At 61.9% G+C, this 17,688-nt stretch carries 14 protein-coding genes; 7 read left to right on the top strand and 7 right to left on the bottom strand.

Annotated elements, in window-relative coordinates; translation table 11 throughout:
* Positions 1 to 20: 20 nt before the first annotated feature.
* The gene (gene guaB, locus AC5SSZ_RS06530; protein WP_065270343.1) at positions 21 to 1,469 is read right to left on the bottom strand and encodes an IMP dehydrogenase; all 1,449 of its coding nucleotides are present in this window, start codon (positions 1,467 to 1,469) and stop codon (positions 21 to 23) included.
* Positions 1,470 to 1,737: 268 nt separating this feature from the next.
* Between guaB and AC5SSZ_RS06525 the strand changes: the two genes are divergently transcribed.
* Positions 1,738 to 3,786: an ASKHA domain-containing protein gene (locus AC5SSZ_RS06525; protein WP_495437657.1), complete on the top strand. Its 2,049-nt coding sequence runs from the start codon at positions 1,738 to 1,740 to the stop codon at positions 3,784 to 3,786.
* A 235-nt stretch (positions 3,787 to 4,021) separates the two neighbouring features.
* Here the strand turns inward: AC5SSZ_RS06525 and AC5SSZ_RS06520 are convergent, their stop codons facing one another.
* The 4 genes from AC5SSZ_RS06520 to AC5SSZ_RS06505 form a co-directional block, all read right to left on the bottom strand.
* Positions 4,022 to 5,629 carry a PAS domain-containing sensor histidine kinase gene (locus tag AC5SSZ_RS06520; RefSeq protein ID WP_495437656.1) on the bottom strand — a complete coding sequence of 536 codons (1,608 nt, stop codon included), beginning with the start codon at positions 5,627 to 5,629 and terminating at the stop codon, positions 4,022 to 4,024.
* Between the two features lie 281 nt (positions 5,630 to 5,910).
* Positions 5,911 to 6,972: a methyltetrahydrofolate cobalamin methyltransferase gene (locus AC5SSZ_RS06515; RefSeq protein ID WP_065270345.1), complete on the bottom strand. Its 1,062-nt coding sequence runs from the start codon at positions 6,970 to 6,972 to the stop codon at positions 5,911 to 5,913.
* 3 nt (positions 6,973 to 6,975) lie between these two features.
* Complete coding sequence (locus tag AC5SSZ_RS06510; protein ID WP_065273465.1) at positions 6,976 to 7,908, bottom strand: methylenetetrahydrofolate reductase; 933 nt, start codon at positions 7,906 to 7,908, stop codon at positions 6,976 to 6,978.
* 26 nt (positions 7,909 to 7,934) lie between these two features.
* Positions 7,935 to 8,231, bottom strand: a complete 297-nt coding sequence (locus tag AC5SSZ_RS06505; RefSeq protein ID WP_274829279.1) for a virulence factor — start codon at positions 8,229 to 8,231, stop codon at positions 7,935 to 7,937.
* A 355-nt stretch (positions 8,232 to 8,586) separates the two neighbouring features.
* On the opposite strand from AC5SSZ_RS06505, the gene AC5SSZ_RS06500 reads away from it, so the two are divergent.
* Both AC5SSZ_RS06500 and AC5SSZ_RS06495 read left to right on the top strand, forming a co-directional pair.
* Positions 8,587 to 9,699, top strand: a complete 1,113-nt coding sequence (locus AC5SSZ_RS06500; protein WP_065270347.1) for a Ppx/GppA phosphatase family protein — start codon at positions 8,587 to 8,589, stop codon at positions 9,697 to 9,699.
* Between the two features lie 111 nt (positions 9,700 to 9,810).
* A complete protein-coding gene (locus AC5SSZ_RS06495) occupies positions 9,811 to 10,542 on the top strand; it encodes an RlmE family RNA methyltransferase (protein WP_274829278.1) in 732 nt (243 codons plus the stop codon).
* Between the two features lie 29 nt (positions 10,543 to 10,571).
* On the opposite strand, the gene AC5SSZ_RS06490 is transcribed toward AC5SSZ_RS06495, so the two are convergent.
* Positions 10,572 to 10,739, bottom strand: coding sequence for a hypothetical protein (locus tag AC5SSZ_RS06490; RefSeq protein WP_274839152.1), 168 nt, complete (start codon positions 10,737 to 10,739; stop codon positions 10,572 to 10,574).
* 153 nt (positions 10,740 to 10,892) lie between these two features.
* Positions 10,893 to 11,789: a YihY/virulence factor BrkB family protein gene (locus AC5SSZ_RS06485; RefSeq protein ID WP_495437655.1), complete on the bottom strand. Its 897-nt coding sequence runs from the start codon at positions 11,787 to 11,789 to the stop codon at positions 10,893 to 10,895.
* Between the two features lie 188 nt (positions 11,790 to 11,977).
* On the opposite strand from AC5SSZ_RS06485, the gene cls reads away from it, so the two are divergent.
* From cls to AC5SSZ_RS06465, 4 genes are all read left to right on the top strand, one after another.
* Entirely contained in the window at positions 11,978 to 13,399 is a 1,422-nt protein-coding gene (cls, locus tag AC5SSZ_RS06480) for a cardiolipin synthase (RefSeq protein ID WP_495437654.1), read from the top strand.
* Positions 13,400 to 13,533: 134 nt separating this feature from the next.
* Positions 13,534 to 14,190 carry an ABC transporter ATP-binding protein gene (locus tag AC5SSZ_RS06475; protein WP_495437653.1) on the top strand — a complete coding sequence of 219 codons (657 nt, stop codon included), beginning with the start codon at positions 13,534 to 13,536 and terminating at the stop codon, positions 14,188 to 14,190.
* Positions 14,187 to 16,613 (top strand): ABC transporter permease, encoded by a 2,427-nt coding sequence (locus tag AC5SSZ_RS06470; protein ID WP_495437652.1) that lies wholly within the window; start codon positions 14,187 to 14,189, stop codon positions 16,611 to 16,613. The genes AC5SSZ_RS06475 and AC5SSZ_RS06470 overlap by 4 nt, the downstream gene beginning before the upstream one ends.
* Positions 16,603 to 17,682, top strand: a complete 1,080-nt coding sequence (locus tag AC5SSZ_RS06465; RefSeq protein WP_495437651.1) for a lipocalin-like domain-containing protein — start codon at positions 16,603 to 16,605, stop codon at positions 17,680 to 17,682. The genes AC5SSZ_RS06470 and AC5SSZ_RS06465 overlap by 11 nt, the downstream gene beginning before the upstream one ends.
* Positions 17,683 to 17,688 lie beyond the last annotated feature (6 nt).

The raw sequence follows: 17,688 nt of genomic DNA, 5'->3' as shown, positions 1-17,688 counted from the left end.
CACAATGCTGCCCATCAAGATCACCCGATCCGGTAGTTCGGGCTTTCGCGTGTGATCTGCACGTCGTGCACGTGGCTTTCCTTGAGGCCGGCGCCAGTGATCTTCACGAAATTGCAGTTACGGCGCATCTCTTCGACGGTCGCACAGCCGGTATAGCCCATGGCCGCGCGAAGACCGCCGACCAACTGGTGAATGACCGCGCCTGCGGAACCTTTGTAGGGCACCTGACCTTCGATCCCTTCGGGCACCAGTTTGTCGCTGGCGGCGTCCTTCTGGAAATAGCGGTCGGCCGAGCCGCGCGCCATGGCGCCAAGGCTACCCATGCCGCGATAGCTCTTGAACGAGCGGCCCTGATACAGGATCACCTCGCCCGGGCTTTCATCGGTGCCGGCGATCATCGAGCCGACCATGGCGCAGGAGGCGCCGGCGGCAATCGCCTTGGCAAAATCGCCGGAGAACTTGATGCCGCCATCGGCGATCACCGGGGTGTCGCCTGCCGCGCTGGCACAATCCATCACAGCGGTCAGCTGCGGCACACCCACGCCCGCCACCATGCGAGTGGTGCAGATCGAGCCCGGGCCGATCCCGACCTTGATGGCATCCGCGCCCGCATCGATCAGCGCGCGGGTCGCTTCGGCGGTGGCGACGTTACCAGCAATCACCTGCACTTCGTTCGAAAGCGCCTTGATCCGTTTAACGGCTTCGATCACGCCTGCCGAATGGCCGTGGGCGGTATCAACCACAACAATGTCGACGCCGGCATCGATCAGCGCCTCGGAGCGCTCAAAGCCGGAATCGCCAACCGAGCTGGCCGCTGCGACGCGCAGACGGCCCAAATCGTCCTTGCAGGCGGTGGGGTTCAGAACCGCCTGCTCGGTGTCTTTCAGGGTCAGAAGACCGGTCAGCTTGCCCGATTTGTCGGTGATCAGCAGCTTTTCGATCCGGCGCGCCTTCATCAGCGATTTCGCCTCTTCGCGGTCGGCAGGCTCTTGCAGGATCGCCAGTTTGTCCGATGTCATCATCACCGAAACCGGCGTGTTGTCATCGCTCGCAAAGCGCATGTCGCGATTGGTCACAATGCCGACCACACGGCCATCGCTGTCAACCACCGGAAAGCCGGTCACGCGGTAGCGTTCCTGCAGCGCCTTGGCATCGGCAAGGGTCTGATCTGCCGTCAGGGTGATGGGATTATAGACGATACCGCTTTCGAAACGCTTGACCCGGCGTACCTGCCGGGCCTGCTCTTCGGTATCGAGGTTCTTATGAATGACGCCCATGCCACCGGCCTGCGCCATGGCAATCGCCATGCGGGCCTCGGTTACCGTGTCCATGGCCGAGCTGAGCAGCGGAATGTTGAGCGAAATCGAGCGTGTCACGCGGGTGCGTGTGTCCGCCGTGCTGGGCAGCACTTCGGATGCCCCCGGAACCAGAAGAACATCATCAAATGTGAGAGCCTCACGAATCTGCATTTGTCATCCCCATGCAAAACCCCGTTTGGCGGTGACCCTATGGCACAGAAGCCCGGGAGGGAAAAGAGGCCACGACAAGAAATAGATCAAATCCCGTTGCAAGGGCCTCAGGGTCAGGCAAACGGGGCGTACGGCAGGCTCAAGGCGCATCTCAGATGCTCATTTTTGAAAAATGCCGGAACCAGGCCCAAAAATGACGCGGGCCGCCTTTCCCTTGGGCAAAAAGAACTTATGCTCCGCCACAGAATTCTAGTGAAAAGGCACAGGCATGGCTGACGATCCTCTCGTTGTGTTTACCCCCTCCGGCAAACGCGGCCGGTTCCCCGCCGGAACCCCGGTTCTGACAGCTGCGCGGCAGCTTGGGGTCGATCTGGATTCCGTCTGCGGTGGCCGGGGCATCTGCTCGAAATGTCAGATCACCCCCTCCTATGGCGAATTCTCGAAACTCGGCGTCTCCGTGCAGGACGACGCGCTGAGCCCATGGAACAAGGTTGAACAGCGCTACAAGGACAAGCGTGGCCTGATCGATGGCCGTCGCCTTGGCTGTCAGGCCCTGATCGAAGGCGACGTGGTGATTGACGTTCCTCCCGAAAGCCAGGTCCACCGGCAGGTGGTCCGCAAACGGGCCGAGGCGCGCGACATCGTGATGAACCCGTCGACCCGCCTGTTCTACGTCGAGGTCGAAGAGCCCGACATGCACAAACCCTCGGGCGATCTGGAGCGGCTGGCCGAGGCCCTGCGGGTTCAGTGGGAGATCGAGAACGTCCAGTGCGATCTGCAAATCCTGCAAACCATGCAGCCCGTCCTGCGCAAGGGCGGCTGGAAGGTCACCGTCGCGGTGCATCTGGGCGACAGCAACACGCCGCCGCGCATCATGCATATCTGGCCTGGCCTTTACGAAGGCTCGCTTTATGGGCTGGCGGTTGACCTTGGCTCCACCACCATCGCGGCCCATCTGTGCGATCTGAAAACCGGCGAGGTCGTCGCCTCCTCCGGCATCATGAACCCGCAGATCCGCTTTGGTGAGGATCTGATGAGCCGGGTCAGCTATGCAATGATGAACAAGGGCGGCGATCAGGAGATGACCCGCGCGGTCCGCGAAGGCATGGCCCAGCTGTTCACTCAGATTTCGGCAGAGGCCGGGATTGATCAGACACTGATCGTCGATGCAGTCTTTGTCTGCAACCCGGTGATGCACCACCTGTTCCTTGGTATTGATCCGTTCGAACTGGGTCAGGCGCCCTTTGCCCTGGCGACCTCGAACGCCTTATCCCTGCGTGCCAGCGAGCTGGATCTCAACATCCACCCCGCAGCACGCGTCTACCTACTGCCCTGCATCGCCGGCCACGTGGGCGCCGATGCTGCCGCCGTGGCCCTGTCCGAAGCACCGGATAAATCCAAGGATCTGGTGCTGGTGGTTGATGTGGGCACCAATGCGGAGATCCTGCTGGGCAATACAGAAAAGGTCCTCGCCTGCTCGTCCCCCACAGGTCCAGCCTTCGAGGGCGCGCAGATCTCCAGCGGTCAGCGCGCCGCGCCCGGCGCTATCGAGCGGGTCGAGATCAATCCCGAAACCAAGGAACCGCGGTTCCGCGTCATCGGATCGGAGCTCTGGTCGGATGAGGACGGGTTTGCCGAGGCGATTGCCACCACCGGCATTACCGGCATCTGCGGCTCAGGCATTATCGAAGCGATTGCCGAAATGCGCCTTGCCGGTGTTCTTGATGCCTCTGGTCTCATCGGTTCGGCAGAACAGACCGGCTCCGGCCGCTGTATTCAGGACGGGCGCACCAACGCCTATGTGCTCTGGGATGGATCTGCCGATGGCGGTCCGACGATTACTGTCACCAACCCGGACATCCGGGCGATCCAGATGGCCAAGGCGGCACTCTACTCTGGCGCGCGGTTGCTGATGGACAAATTCGGCGTCGACACCGTGGACCGCGTGGTGCTGGCCGGCGCCTTTGGCGCCCATATCTCGGCCAAACACGCGATGGTTCTGGGCATGATCCCTGATTGCCCGCTGGAAAAGGTCACCAGCGCCGGCAACGCCGCAGGCACAGGGGCGCGGATTGCGCTTCTGAACACCGAGGCTCGCCGCGAAATCGAAGAAACCGTGCGCCAGATCGAAAAGGTGGAAACCGCAGTCGAGCCCCGGTTCCAGGAGCATTTCGTCAATGCCTCGGCCATTCCGAACTCGGTCGAGCCCTTCCCGGTCCTGGAAACGGTGGTCACCCTGCCAGAGGTCAACTTCAACACCGGCGGCGGCGATGGCGCGGCAGACGGCGGGCGCAGACGCAGGCGTCGGCGCGGCTAAGTCGCTCACCCAAGACTATGCCCCACTGGGGCTTGACGCCAGGCGTCCCGGTAGTGGTTACCGGGACGTTTTTTCACGTTGCGCCCCCTTTCCCAAAGATTGCTGGCCAAGGCCCACGTGAGGATCGGATTGAATCACATCATGTAGCCAGGTTGCGGCCGTCCCAAACACGCGATCGCTTTGACTGCCGTCCATCACGTACCCTACAGCCGACACCACAGGCCCCGACCAGACCTCAGTCGAGTGAAGCGAGACAGGCCAGAAGTTCGGCCCTGCGAAACGGCTTGGTCAGGAAACCATTCATGCCGACCTCGAAACAGGCCCTTGTGTCGCTTTTCTGGGCATTCGCCGTCAGCGCAACGATCCGGCATTCGGCGCGGCCGGTTTCTGTCTCGTGCTGTCTGATCCTGCGCGCCGCCTCCAGCCCGCCCATGACCGGCATGGAAAGATCCATGAGGATCAGGTCGTAGTCCGCGCCCAGATAGTTTTCGACGGCGGCAGCACCGTTTTCCGCAAGACGGACCTGCGCCCCCAGTTTCTGGAGCATCTTGTCCACGACCATCTGGTTGGTCTTGTTGTCCTCGGCTACAAGGATCTTCATCCCATGCAGCCGGTCCGATGCGATACCGGTGTCGCTCCCAGCATCCCGTTCCAGACCAACGTTGATCTGATTGAGGACTGCCTTCCCCGCAGTCTCTGCCCCCCGCGGATCAGCCGTATCTGGCGCGAGGTTCAGCCAAAGAGAGAAACGCGCGCCCTGTCCTGGCGCCGAGTCGACGGTGATGTCGCCCCCCATCCGTTCGATCAGCGCCCGCGAGATTGCAAGGCCCAGCCCCGTGCCCTCTGCCTGGGCCTGCGGCGAGCTGGCGGCTTGCTCGTAGGCCGAAAAGATCGAACGCAGCTTACTTTCCTCGATCCCGCAGCCGGTATCCGAAACCACGAATTGCAATGGCCCCCTTGCGGAGGCCGGATCATAGGAAACCGCCAGCGAGACATAGCCTTCGTCGGTAAATTTGATCGCGTTTCCGATCACGTTCAAAAGGATCTGACGAGTCTTGCTGGCATCCCCCACGAAAACGGATGGCACGGCATCAGGGTAATCCAAGCGAAACTCAAGCCCCTTGAACGAGGTCTTGGCCGAGAAAAGCGTGACGATTTCATCAACAAGATCGCGCAATGAAAAGGGCCCATAGTGCAGTGAAATCTTGTCCGCGATGATCTGCGAGAAATCCAGAACTTCGTTGACGATCTTCAGCAATGCATTGGTAGAACTCAGTATCGTATTGGCAAGCAAGGACTGCTCTTCGTCCAGACTGGTGTCTTGCAGCAACTCGCAGATGCCAAGGATGCCATTCATCGGCGTCCGGATCTCATGGCTCATCTCAGCCAAGAACCGTTCCTTGGCCTGGCTGGCCGCCTCCGCCTCCTGCTTTGCGATCTTGGCCAGTTCCAAAGCCGCGTCGCGTTCACGTTCCGACGTGACATCGGCTGACGAGCCGACAAGGTGCGTCAGCTTGCCTGTCTCGTCGAAGACCGGGCTCATAGTCGTGCGGATGTATCGTTCCTTGTGGACCGCAGGGAGATTGATCTCATAGGTTACCTCTTCGGCAGCGCGCGCCACTTCGATATGCTTGGCAAGAGCCCGCTCGCCGGTGGAACCGCCAAATACTTCCATCGCAGTTTTGCCAAACCAACCCTCTGCCGGAAGTTTCGAAATAGCCCGGGCGCGCGAATTCATCGCGACATATCGGGGGATCCCATCGTCGCCGACCTCCAAAACGATCACCGCCATGCCAATCGCATCCAGCATGGAATAGAAATCGGTCACCTGAAGTCGTTTCACCCGTTGCTTCCCTTGCAGCTCGGACACGTCACCCAAATGACCATGGGCAACCATTCCTCTGTTGTAATCTGTAAATGGATCACCGCTAACGAAGTCTGAAGATAACCTTTTGCCAAAGGTTTGTGCGCAATCCGACCGCACCCGCAACGTTTGGCTCAGGAAACACACGCACAGGACACTGTCGCCCCTGCTCCGTTTGTCGAAATACGGTGCCCCCCTGACCGCACACAAGAAAAGGCCGGGACAAATCCCGGCCTCCCCTCACGATATTGTTATCAGGTTCAGGCGCGGCGGCGACGGCCACCGGTGCGGCCACCGCGGCCACGGCCTTCTTCGCCAGCCTTTGCCGGTGCCTTGTTGGCGGCAATCCAAGCACCGCCGTGCGGATCATTGTTGGTCAAGAGGTTGGCAGCGCGGATCGCTTCCATCTCCTTGCCCGCGCGCGGCTTGGTCGAGCCGAGACCGAACAGGGTGACGAAGGTCTCATCGTCCATGCCTTCGGGCAGGATGATACCAGCGGCAGTTACCTGTTCCTTCTTCTCGGCAATCGCCTTTTGCGTCACCGGCAGCGCCACCGGGTTCATGATCGCAGAGGTCATGCCCGCGCCCATTGCCATCGGCAGGAAGGCGTTGTTGATGCCGTGACGGTTCGGCAGACCAAAGGAGATGTTCGACGCACCGCAGGTGGTGTTCACACCCAGTTCTTCGCGCAGGCGACGCACCAGGGTAAAGACCTGATGCCCGGCGGTCGCCATGGCGCCGATCGGCATTACCAGCGGGTCGACCACGATGTCATGCGCGGGGATACCGAAATCGGCAGCGCGTTCGACGATCTTCTTGGCCACGGCGAAACGCACGTCGGGATCTTCCGAGATCCCGGTGTCGTCGTTGGAGATCGCAACCACCGGCACGTTGTATTTCTTGACCAGCGGCAGAACCAACTCCAGGCGCTCTTCCTCACCGGTGACCGAGTTCAGCAGCGGGCGACCCTGCGCGGCGGCCAGACCGGCCTCAAGCGCCTCGGGGACCGAGCTGTCGATGCACAGCGGCACATCGACCAGACCCTGCACCAACTCGATGATCTTGGTCATCAGCGGCGGCTCGGTCTCGTTCGGGTTGGGGTTAGAATTATAGACTACGCCCGCGTTGATATCGAGGATATTGGCCCCGGCTGCCACCTGTGCCAGTGCGTCTTTCTCAACGGTGGAGAAATCGCCCGCTTCCAGCTCTGCTGCCAGTTTCTTACGGCCTGTCGGGTTGATCCGTTCGCCGATCACGCAGAACGGCTCATCAAAGCCCAGGACAGCGGTTTTTGTTTTTGATTCTACGACAGTACGGGTCATGTCTTATCCTTGGGAGTTGACCGGCTGCGCCGAGGCGCCGCCGTTGTTGATGGCCCAGGTGGCGTTGGTCTTGATGCCGCCCAGCGGGAAGAAGTGTACGTTGGTAATGTTGAAGTCCGGGTTCGCGGCCTTGTGGGCTGCAAGCTCGGCAACGACATCGGTCGGCTCATAGGGCAGCAGCAGCTTGGACACGTCCATTGCGCGTTTCTGCAGCACCTTCAGCGACGGGCCCACACCGCAGGCGATGGCGAATTTGATCAGCGTCTGCAGCTTGGCCGGACCGGCGATACCGATGTGGATCGGCAGGTCGACACCGGCCTCTTTCAGACCGTCAGCCCATTCGATGATCGGCTTTGCCTCAAAGGCGAACTGGGTGGCCAGCGCCATCTTGGCATCGGTGCGCTCCGAGAATTTCTGTTTCCACAGAACCGCTTCCATCACGTTCTTCGAGGAACCGTCCGGATCGATGTCCTTGTTGCCTTCGGGGTGGCCCGCGACGTGCAGGTTGGAGAAACCCGCCTTGTCGAACAGTCCGGTTTCCAGGAGCTGCATCGAGCTGTCGAAGGCACCGTGCGGCTGCGCCACACCACCGGCCAGAAGCAGCGCCTGCTTGACGTCAGCCTCGCCCTGATAGCGCGCGATCCAGTCCGCCAGGGTCGCCTCGTCCTTGATGATCCGCGCCGGGAAGTGCGGCATGACGGGAAAGCCTTCGGCATTCAGACGCTTGGCGGTCTCGACCATGTCTTCGATGGGCGTGCCTTCGATATGGGCGATATAGACGCGGGTGCCTGCGGGCAGCAGGTCGCGGAAATCCTCGACCTTGGTCGCGGTGCGCGGCATCACCTCGATCGAATATCCGTCAAGGAAGGCTTCGACCTGCGGGTTGACGGGCTGCGGGCTGGTGGCCTCGCGTTTCTTGAAGTTCAACAAAGCCATCACGGCCTCCCATAGTGGTGTCAGGCTCACGCCCATCCGTCATTCGCGATCAGGGCTTTCAGACGCTCCTGATCGAACTCTCCTTCCAGACGTACCGCTTCGGCTTCGGCGATCTCTGCCGGATCGCCCTCCGCCGCAAAGGGAGCCGCCTTGCGCCATTCAGCGAGATAGGCGTCCGCATCCTTGGCGTTCACCTTCATCGCTGCGCGGTCAATGGCCTGCTCGAACCGTTCTTCGAGCTGGCGTTTGGCGCCGCGGCGGCCCTTGCCCACGATGACCTGAGCCGGGATATCGCGCCAGTATACGATGGTGACGTCAGGCATGTCGGGTCCTTTGCTTTGCGTCTGTTCTGCTGCGTTTCTAGAATGCGATCCTGAAACGCGGGTGCCGGTTTTCGACAACACTTGGGGTTTGAGCGACCTTTTGCTCTGGCTCTGAATACATTCTCCGGGCCCGCATGGCCACAGAGGGGCATCCTCATAATTCTCATCAAGCTTATGAGGTTGTCGCCAAGACCCTGCACAAGCCCCTGGCAACACAGGCTGAACGCCGAAACAAGGGCCGGTGCAGCGCCGTTAACCGGTACAAGGAAAGCGTCGATCCGGGCGCCGCCGCCCTTGCACATACTTCTTTGTGAACATATCCTGAAACTAACACGATAATCGGAGGGCGTGAATCATGGCGCCCAGGCGTTCCAAAGGTGCGGGCGCGTTTCCCAAGGCGGTTGAAACCCCTGTACCAGCCCGTCCGGATCCGGATGCGCTTTATGCGGCATTGGATCTTGGCACAAACAGTTGTCGCATGCTGATCGCCCAGCCCAATGGCAGTGGCTTTCACGTGGTGGACAGCTTTTCCAAGTCGGTCCAGCTGGGGACCGGCCTTGAACGAACTGGGCGCCTGTCTCGTTCGTCGATGTCGCGCACCATTCAGGCGCTGCGCATCTGTCAGCAAAAGCTCAAGCGGAACAAAGTGCGTCGGATGCGGCTCGTCACCACCGAGGCGTGCCGCCGCGCCAAGAACGCGCGCGATTTCATCCGGCAGGTCAAACGGGAAACCGGTCTGACGCTTGAAATCATCCAGCCCGAGGAAGAAGCGCGTCTGGCGGTGATCTCCTGCGCGCCGCTGGTTTCGACCAAGACGGAACAGCTTTTGGTGGTGGATATTGGCGGCGGCTCGACCGAACTAGTCTGGATCGACATTTCCTCGGTCCCGCGCCGCGACCGGCCGTCTGCCATCATGCGCCTGCATGCCGGGTTTCATCCACCAGAAAGCCCCTTCCCCGCCGCCAAGGTGGTGGATTGGATTTCTGTCCCCCTTGGGGTGGCGACACTGCGCGATCAGTTCAACGACGTCGACGACGATGCCGCCCGTTTTGCCTTGATGAGCTGGTTCTTCGAAGAACACCTCGCTGATTTCGCCCCCTATAAGGATGAGCAGGCCCGCGAAGGTTTCCAGATCGTCGGCACCTCGGGCACGGTGACGACCGTCGCCGCCTCCCATTTGGGGCTGAAACGCTATGACCGCACCAAGGTCGACGGGCTGCGCATGACCAGTGATCAGATCGACAAGGTGATCCGCGGTTATCTGGATCTCGGCCCGCAGGGACGCCGCAGTGACCCACGTATCGGCGAGGACCGTCAGGCTCTGATCATGTCTGGCGCCGCGATCCTGCAGGCTCTCCTGCGCTGCTGGCCCACCGACCGTTTGTCGGTCGCGGACCGGGGCCTGCGAGAAGGTCTGCTATATGCACAGATGAGCGCGGACGGTGTTCTGGAAGACGGACCCTTTTAATAACGCAAACCGAACGCTCGGCATTTGAGTTTTCGCGTCCGATCTGTCATGGACCGCGGAAAGCGAGCCTATACTGGCAAAGACCGACATCGGCAAAGATGGTACAAAGAGATGGCAAAGACCCCTTCCGGCAAGAGCCCGACCGGCAAGAACACTTCCGGCCGCGGCCAGCGTGACCTCAAGGTCAAGGTAAAGACCGCTCGCGGGCGCAAGCTTTCTTCGACCCGCTGGTTGCAGCGTCAACTGAACGACCCCTATGTGCGCCGCGCCCAGGCCGAAGGCTATCGCGGCCGGGCCGCCTACAAGATCATGGAGCTGGACGACAAGTTCCGCTTCCTCGTACCGGGGGCCCGGGTCGTTGATCTTGGCTGCGCGCCTGGGGGCTGGGCGCAGGTCGCGGTCAAACGCATCAATGCGCTGGGCGAAAAGCAAGGCAAATCCATCGGCCGCATCATCGGCGTCGACCTGCAGGAGGTCGAACCGCTGGCCGGAGCCGAATTCCACCAACTGGATTTCATGGATGAGGGCGCCGACGATCAGGTCAAGGAATGGCTGGGTGGCATGGCCGATGTGGTGATGTCGGATATGGCCGCTGCCAGTTCCGGCCACAAGCAGACCGACCACCTGAAGATCATGGCCCTTTGCGAGGCAGCTGCCTATTTCTCATTTGATGTGCTGGAACAGGGCGGTACCTTCGTGGCCAAGGTTCTGGCTGGCGGTGCCGAGGGCGACCTGCAGAAACTTTTGAAACAGAAGTTCACCAAGGTCGCCAATGTCAAACCGCCCGCATCGCGGTCGGACAGTTCCGAAAAGTTCGTGATTGCCACGGGCTTCCGGGGTTAAGCGCCCCGGCGGGTCGATCAGGCCGCTTTTTAATGCAACGGCTGCTGCGTTGTCTGCAGGGACAGGGTGGCCAGCTCGCGTAGCAAACGCGCATCTGGGCCTTCGTCTTCGCACTGGCGGAAAATCATCTGGGCACGCGGCGTCGGTGCCATGTCGGGCATCGGGCTCTTGAACAGATCTTGAAGGCGTTTCAGCATCGCGGCGGTCCTTATTCTTGCGTCGGCTGAATCTTGCCTACCCGCGTATTTCGCCCAGCCGATGGCCAAATTGTGGCAAACCTGCCTTTTTGTTGCAAAACCGGAAACAATAAGGCTTCCACCTCCGAATTTTCCAAGAACCGCTGGTGCATACTATTCGACGTAGCTGTCGCCGGACGCCTCTGCTGCCTCGGCGCCAGGCCGGTCCAGCCGCATCAACGCACCGTTGAACTCGGCGCCAAAAATCAGGATCGCGGCATTCACATAAAGAAAGATCATCGCCGCCATGGCTCCCGCTAGCCCCGCATAGGTGGCCGAATACTGCGCGAAAGAACCGACATAGATCGCAAAACCAATCCCCGCCGCCCACCACAGCACCACCGTCAACACCGCCCCCGGCAGGATCTGCGATACCCGGTGCTGCTGCCCGGGCAGCAGTATATGGCACAGCAGCACCGCGACCAGTGGCAACAGAAACAACAACACGCCACTGAATCCCCGCTCCCATCCCGGCCCGACCAGCTGATAGGGCAGCAGATCGGCGATATAGCGGACATAAAGCGGCAAAACGACCTCGAAGAGAGCCGCCACAAGGATGCCCGCGCCGCCCAGCACCACCAGCCCGGCGCAGATCAGGCGCGCCTTCCAGAAAGGCCGGGGATCGTTGTCGCCATAGGCATTGACCACGGCCACCCGCACCGCGTTGACACCGTTGGAGGCGAAATAGAGCGCCAGAACCCCGCCCAGCGTCGCCAGTTGCGTGCTGGAGGTCTCCAAAACCGCAAAGAGTTCGTTCAGGATCGGCTTAGAAACCTCCTCGGGCCAGCCGCCAAAGACGAGGTCCACCAGATCCTCGATCGCGACATCCTGTGACAAAAGGCTCGCGGCGGCCCCCGAAAGGGCGACGGTGAACAGGACAAAGGGAAACAGCGCCAGCATCATCGACATGGCGATATGACTGCTCATCACCCATCCGTTCTTGCGGTTGAATGCGGCGGCAGCGCGGGCCAACGCGCGCAGCCAAGGGGAAAGGGCAGCAAACAGGTTCATACTGCAAATCGTTCCACAGCCTCGGCAGAATCGCCAGCCTGACAGGGTTGGTTTTCACCTCTGGTGTGACCTGTGGCCTCCCGGTCACCCAAGAGCCTGCGGTCCTCGCCCCGCGACTGCCCACTGGCAATCAGCGCAGGCCCCGGCCATACTCCATTGGAAAGGAACCGAATAATGGGACAGGCCAGGTGACGTTCTGGGTCGCGATCAGCACGGGTGGCGTCCTCCTGATGTGGGGGCTTGCGGTTCTGGGCGCGCTGAACGCTGCCCGCACCGCCCGCACACCGCAGGGCGCCATCGGCTGGGTGGTGTTCCTGCTGGCCTCGCCCCTGATCGCCCTGCCCGCCTATATGATCTTTGGCCATCACCGGTTCGAACGCTACCGCGCCGCCCGCCAGGACGCCCATCGCGCCGTGCGGGACATGCAGCCAATGACCGAGTTGCGTGGCGCACATAGCCCTGCGAAGATTCCCGTGGACCCTGCACCGTTCGAAGCGGTCTCTGGCCTGCAGGTCTGTACCGGCAACGGCTTCCGCCTGCTGATTGACGGAAAAGCCGGGTTTGCCAGTATGTTTCGCGCCATAGATGAGGCGCGCGACTACCTCTTGATCCAGTTCTACATCGTGCGCGACGATGATTTGGGACGCCGCCTAAAGAGGCACATCATCGCCGCCAGACAGCGCGGCGTTGCTGTCTGGTTCATGGCCGACCGGATCGGTAGCCACGGCCTGCCCACCTCCTATCTTGCCGAGCTGCAACAGGCTGGCGTCAATCTGGTGGATCGCGGCACCCAAAGGGGCCCCAAGCACCGCTTCATGCTGAACTTTCGCAACCACCGCAAAACCGTGGTGGCTGATGGCCGTGTCGGCTTTACCGGTGGGCTGAACGTCGGCGATGAATATATCAGCCACACCAAGGCCTTTGGTGACTGGCGCGACACCCATGTGGAGCTGACCGGCCCGGTGGTGCAACAGCTGCAGCTGACCTATGCGCAGGACTGGCATTGGCTGACGGATGAGCCGATTCTGGACCTGCTCACATGGGAGCCGGAGCCGTCGCCGGAAAACCGATCCGCCCTGATCGTCCCGACAGGGCCCGGGGATACCACCGAAAACGGATCAATGATGTTCTTTTCGGCCATCTCTGCCGCCCGCAGCCGGGTCTGGATCGCTTCGCCCTATTTCGTGCCCGACCTTGATGTGGTGGCCGCCCTCAAACACGCAGCGCTGCGCGGCGTGGATGTTCGCATACTGTTGCCAGGCATTGTCGACCACTACCTGCCATGGTTGGCCTCATTCGCCTATTTCGATGACCTGCAAAAGGTCGGTGTTCAGGTCCTGCAGTATTCCGGCGGTTTCATGCATCAAAAGACCTTTGTCGTCGATGATACCGTCGCCGCCGTCGGTACAACCAATATGGACAACCGCTCTTTCCGGCTGAATTTCGAAACCATGGCGCTGTTCTTTGATACCGGCGCGGCGGAATCTGTCGCCGCGATGCTGGAGGATGATTTCACCCGCGCGCGCAGTTTGGATCGGCCACTGGCGGCGCAGCACTGGTCCGTCCGCCTTTTCGCCCCCGTGGCCCGGTTGCTGGCGCCCGTGCTGTGAGAGCCCGACCCCGTTTCCAAAGTCACGAACTGACGCCGCGATCCCAGCAGGCCGCCCTGTTCCGCGCGCAAAACGCCCCTAAATGTTTCCCAGTCTCAACCAACGCCCCAGCGCCGACAGGATGACAAACCACTATGGTTCTCAAGATTACCGACGTGAGCAAGAGTTATTCCTCAGGCCAAGGTGTGACGCCCGTATTGCAGGGGGTCTCGCTGACGCTTGAGGCCGGATCCAGCCTGGCCCTGACCGGGGACAGCGGATCGGGGAAAAGCACCCTGCTCCATCTGGCTGCGGCTCTGGACAGTTTCGACAGCGGAGAGATCACCATCGCAGGCACGCCCCTGTCCGGGCTGAACGAGGCCGGGCGCGCCGCCCTACGCCAGCGGCAGGTCTCTATCGTGTTCCAGCAATTCAACCTGATCCCATCCCTCAGCGTTGGTAGCAACCTCAGCCTGCACGCACGGCTGGGCCGCCGCCGGGACCGCTCCTGGGAAGATCGCTTGATCGACCGGCTGGGCCTATCGAACTTACTGGACCGCTATCCTGACCAGCTATCCGGCGGACAACAGCAACGGGTCGCCATCGGCCGCGCCATGGCCCTGCGTCCGGCGCTGCTGCTGGCGGATGAGCCGACCGGAAACCTTGATGAAACCGCGAGCGAGGCGGTGATGGCCCTGATGCTAGAGCTGCTGCGCGACAGTGGCGCGGCGCTGTTTCTCGTGACCCATTCGGACAGTATCGCCAACCAGCTGGACCGGCGGCTGCATCTGAAACAGGGGCAGATCGCATGATCGCTGCCGCCTTTCTGACGCTGCTGTCCCATTGGCGGCGCCATCCTTTCCAACTGCTCGCCATCGTCGCCGGGCTGGCGCTCTCCACGGGTCTCTGGTCAGCGGTGCAGGCCATCAACGCCGAGGCCCGCGCCAGCTATGCCCGCGCCGCCAGCCAACTGGGACAAGCGCAGGCCGATCAGCTGGTGGCCGGTGATGGCGTGATCCCGCTTAATACCTATGTGGCCCTACGCCGCGCCGGTTGGCGGCTGGCTCCGGTTCTGGAGGGGCGCATCAAGCTGGGCACGCAATCAATTGATCTTATGGGGATTGATCTCCTGAACCCGCCGCCTGTCGCACTGTTGTCCGAAGAAACAGGCGAAGAGGATGAGGCATCCGATATCTCACTGTCGCTGCTACCCCCCGGCCAGTTGTTCCTGCACCCGGATACCGCCGCGTCTCTTCCACCGGTCGAGCGTACGCCACCCATTGTGGTTTCACTGAATGTTCCCCGCGGCACTGCCATTGCCGATATCAGCCTGGCGAGCCGACTTCTCCAGCGCCCGGATACCCTAGATCGGCTGGTGATCCTTCCAGAACAATCCAGTGACCTGCCGCCGCCAGAGCAACTGGCGCCGGCGCTCACCCGGATCAGCGCACAGACGGCAGGTTCAGCTACGGCCCGGCTCACAGACAGTTTTCACCTCAACCTCACTGCCTTTGGTCTGTTGTCTTTCGCCGTCGGGCTGTTCATCGTGCAGGGCAGCATTGGGCTGGGGCTGGAGCATCGCCGCGGCCTGTTCCGCACCCTGCGCAGCCTCGGGGTGCCGCTGCGCACCCTTGCTGGTTTACTGGTGGCAGAACTTGCGCTCATTGCACTGGGCGCTGGTGGCCTTGGCCTGATCATAGGTTATAGCGTTGCGGCAGCGCTGCTGCCAGATGTTAGCGCGACGCTGTCCGGACTATACGGTGCCTCGGTCGAAGGCAGCCTGACCCTGCGCCCGGTATGGGTTCTGTCCGGCCTTGGCATGGCCCTCGCGGGGACCGCACTGGCAGGCGCGCGGGCGCTGTTCAGCCTCTGGGCCATGCCGGTGCTGGCGGCCCCGGCGACCTCCGCCCGGGGACAGCAGACCGCCCGGTCCTTCAGGATGACCGCTCTTGCTGGCGTGATACTGATCGCCGGGGGATGCGTCACGCTATGGATGTTTGACGGACTGGTGGCGGGCTTTGCCTTTCTGGGCGGGCTGATGCTGGGCGCGGCGCTGCTGCTGCCGCAGGCGCTGTCGCTGCTGCTGCGCCTTGGGGCCCGCAGTGCACGGGGTCCGCTCGCCGAATGGGTCTGGGCCGACAGCCGCGCGCAACTGCCCGGCCTGTCGCTGGCGCTGATGGCGCTTCTGCTGGCGCTGGCGACGAATATCGGCGTTGGAACAATGACTTCCAGCTTTCGCCTCACCTTTACAGGCTGGCTGGATCAGCGGCTGGCGGCAGAGTTCTATATCACGCTGAACAGCGACCAGCAGGGCACTGATTTTGCGGCATGGGCTGAAACACAGCCCGACGTCCGCCCGCTGCCGATCCGCTGGCACGAGATCCGGCACCGAGAGGCACCGCTGCGGATCTATGGTGTTGTCGACGATCCGACTTACCGGGACAACTGGCCGATCCTGCGGGCGCTGCCCGGCGTCTGGAATCAGGTGACCGAGGGTCAGGGCATTCTGATCAACGAACAGCTGGCCCGGCGCCACGAGTATGCGCCCGGCGACACGCTTACCCTTGCGCCGGACTGGAACCCGACCATCGCCGGGATCTATTCCGATTACGGCAATCCAAACGGCCAGGCCATCGTCGCCCTGCCTGATTTGCTGCACCGCGCGCCCGATATCCCGAACCGGCAATTTGGCGTCCGCATCCCCCCGGAACGCAGCGCAAATTTTATCAGCTCTGTCCGGCAGAGGTTTGATATCAAGCCGGAAAACATAAGAGACCAAGCCACGATCAAGGCACGGTCATTGGCGATCTTTGACCGGACTTTCGTCGTCACAGAGGCGCTCAACCTGCTGACGCTGGGGGTCGCCAGCTTTGCCATGCTGACCAGCCTTCTAACCCTCTGGGGGCAGCGGCTGCCGCAACTGGCACCGGTCTGGGCCATGGGGGTGACGCGCGCACGGCTGGCCCGGATCGACATCTTGCGTAGCCTGCTGCTGGCGGGCCTGACTGCCTGTCTGGCGCTACCCCTGGGGCTGACGCTGGCCTGGGCGCTGCTGGATGTGATCAATGTCGCGGCCTTTGGCTGGCAATTGCCGATGTATCTGTTCCCACTCGACTGGCTGCGCCTGTTCCTGCTGGCGTTGCTGGCCGCCGCCCTGGCTGCCCTGATCCCCGCGCGCAAGCTGAGCCGCCTGTCGCCATCCCACCTGCTGAAGGTCTTTGCCAATGAACGATAAGCCGCTGCCGATCCTTGCTGCCGTTCTCCTGACGCTCGGCCTGACCCTTGCGCCCATGTTGTTGCGGGCGCAGGGTTACGCGGGCCTGGGCACCGAGGCTGAAGGATTTGCCATCCCCGAACCGGGCACCGTGCTCAGCTTTACGCGCGACCATGGTCCCCACCCTGATTTTCGCATTGAATGGTGGTACTTGACTGCTAACCTTCAAGGTGCGGACGGACAAGACTACGGCATTCAGTGGACCCTATTCCGCTCTGCACTGGCCCCCGGAGAGCAACCGGGCTGGGACAGCCCGCGGATCTGGATGGGGCATGCAGGCCTCACCTCCGAACGGCAGCATTACTTTGCCGAGCGTCTGGCGCGCGGCGGTATCGGACAGGCCGGGGTCACTGCAGATCCGTTCAACGCCTGGATCGACGATTGGCATATGCGAGGGACCGGCGTCGGCATCGACCAGTTGAGCCTCCGCGCCAGCGGAAAGGAGTTTTCCTATGATCTCCATCTCTTGACCGACACGCCGCTGGTCCTGCATGGCGCGAATGGATACTCGGTCAAATCCGCCAGCGGACAGGCGAGCCATTACTACTCGCAGCCCGGCTACCGCATCGAGGGGCAGTTGATACTCCCCTCCGGCCCGGTGGCCGTCACCGGCCACGGTTGGCTTGACCGGGAATGGTCCAGTCAGCCACTCGATGAGGATCAGACCGGCTGGGATTGGTTCTCCCTGTCCTTCGACAGCGGTGAAAAACTGATGGGGTTCGTTCTGCGCGGCGCGGGCGGCGATTTCACGTCGGGCACATGGATTGCGGCCGATGGCAGCGCCCGCGCCCTGCCCGATGGCGCCTTCTCAGCGCAGCCGCTGGACTACAGCAGCGTCGCGGGCCGCTCCGTTCCCACTCGCTGGCAGGTATCGCTGCCCGAACAGGAGCTGTCAGTAACCGTCGAGGCGTTGAACCCGCAAAGCTGGATGGGCACCGCCTTTCCCTATTGGGAGGGGCCTGTTCGGGTCAGCGGCAGCCACAACGGGCGCGGGTATCTGGAGATGACCGGTTATGAGCCTGGTGAGTAGCTGTCA

The organism is Phaeobacter sp. CC-HEC084, from assembly GCF_059429255.1.
The sequence above is the reverse complement of the archived record's forward strand: the minus strand, read 5'-3'. Positions and strand labels throughout refer to the sequence as shown.

What these genes read in the sequence shown, in the direction of transcription:
- guaB (WP_065270343.1), bottom strand. Translation starts at nt 1,469, where the DNA reads ATGCAGATTCGTGAGGCTCTCACATTTGATGATGTTCTTCTGGTTCCG.
- AC5SSZ_RS06525 (WP_495437657.1), top strand. Translation starts at nt 1,738, where the DNA reads ATGGCTGACGATCCTCTCGTTGTGTTTACCCCCTCCGGCAAACGCGGC.
- AC5SSZ_RS06515 (WP_065270345.1), bottom strand. Translation starts at nt 6,972, where the DNA reads ATGACCCGTACTGTCGTAGAATCAAAAACAAAAACCGCTGTCCTGGGC.
- AC5SSZ_RS06510 (WP_065273465.1), bottom strand. Translation starts at nt 7,908, where the DNA reads ATGGCTTTGTTGAACTTCAAGAAACGCGAGGCCACCAGCCCGCAGCCC.
- AC5SSZ_RS06505 (WP_274829279.1), bottom strand. Translation starts at nt 8,231, where the DNA reads ATGCCTGACGTCACCATCGTATACTGGCGCGATATCCCGGCTCAGGTC.
- AC5SSZ_RS06500 (WP_065270347.1), top strand. Translation starts at nt 8,587, where the DNA reads ATGGCGCCCAGGCGTTCCAAAGGTGCGGGCGCGTTTCCCAAGGCGGTT.
- AC5SSZ_RS06495 (WP_274829278.1), top strand. Translation starts at nt 9,811, where the DNA reads ATGGCAAAGACCCCTTCCGGCAAGAGCCCGACCGGCAAGAACACTTCC.
- AC5SSZ_RS06490 (WP_274839152.1), bottom strand. Translation starts at nt 10,739, where the DNA reads ATGCTGAAACGCCTTCAAGATCTGTTCAAGAGCCCGATGCCCGACATG.
- AC5SSZ_RS06485 (WP_495437655.1), bottom strand. Translation starts at nt 11,789, where the DNA reads ATGAACCTGTTTGCTGCCCTTTCCCCTTGGCTGCGCGCGTTGGCCCGC.
- AC5SSZ_RS06475 (WP_495437653.1), top strand. Translation starts at nt 13,534, where the DNA reads ATGGTTCTCAAGATTACCGACGTGAGCAAGAGTTATTCCTCAGGCCAA.
- AC5SSZ_RS06470 (WP_495437652.1), top strand. Translation starts at nt 14,187, where the DNA reads ATGATCGCTGCCGCCTTTCTGACGCTGCTGTCCCATTGGCGGCGCCAT.
- AC5SSZ_RS06465 (WP_495437651.1), top strand. Translation starts at nt 16,603, where the DNA reads ATGAACGATAAGCCGCTGCCGATCCTTGCTGCCGTTCTCCTGACGCTC.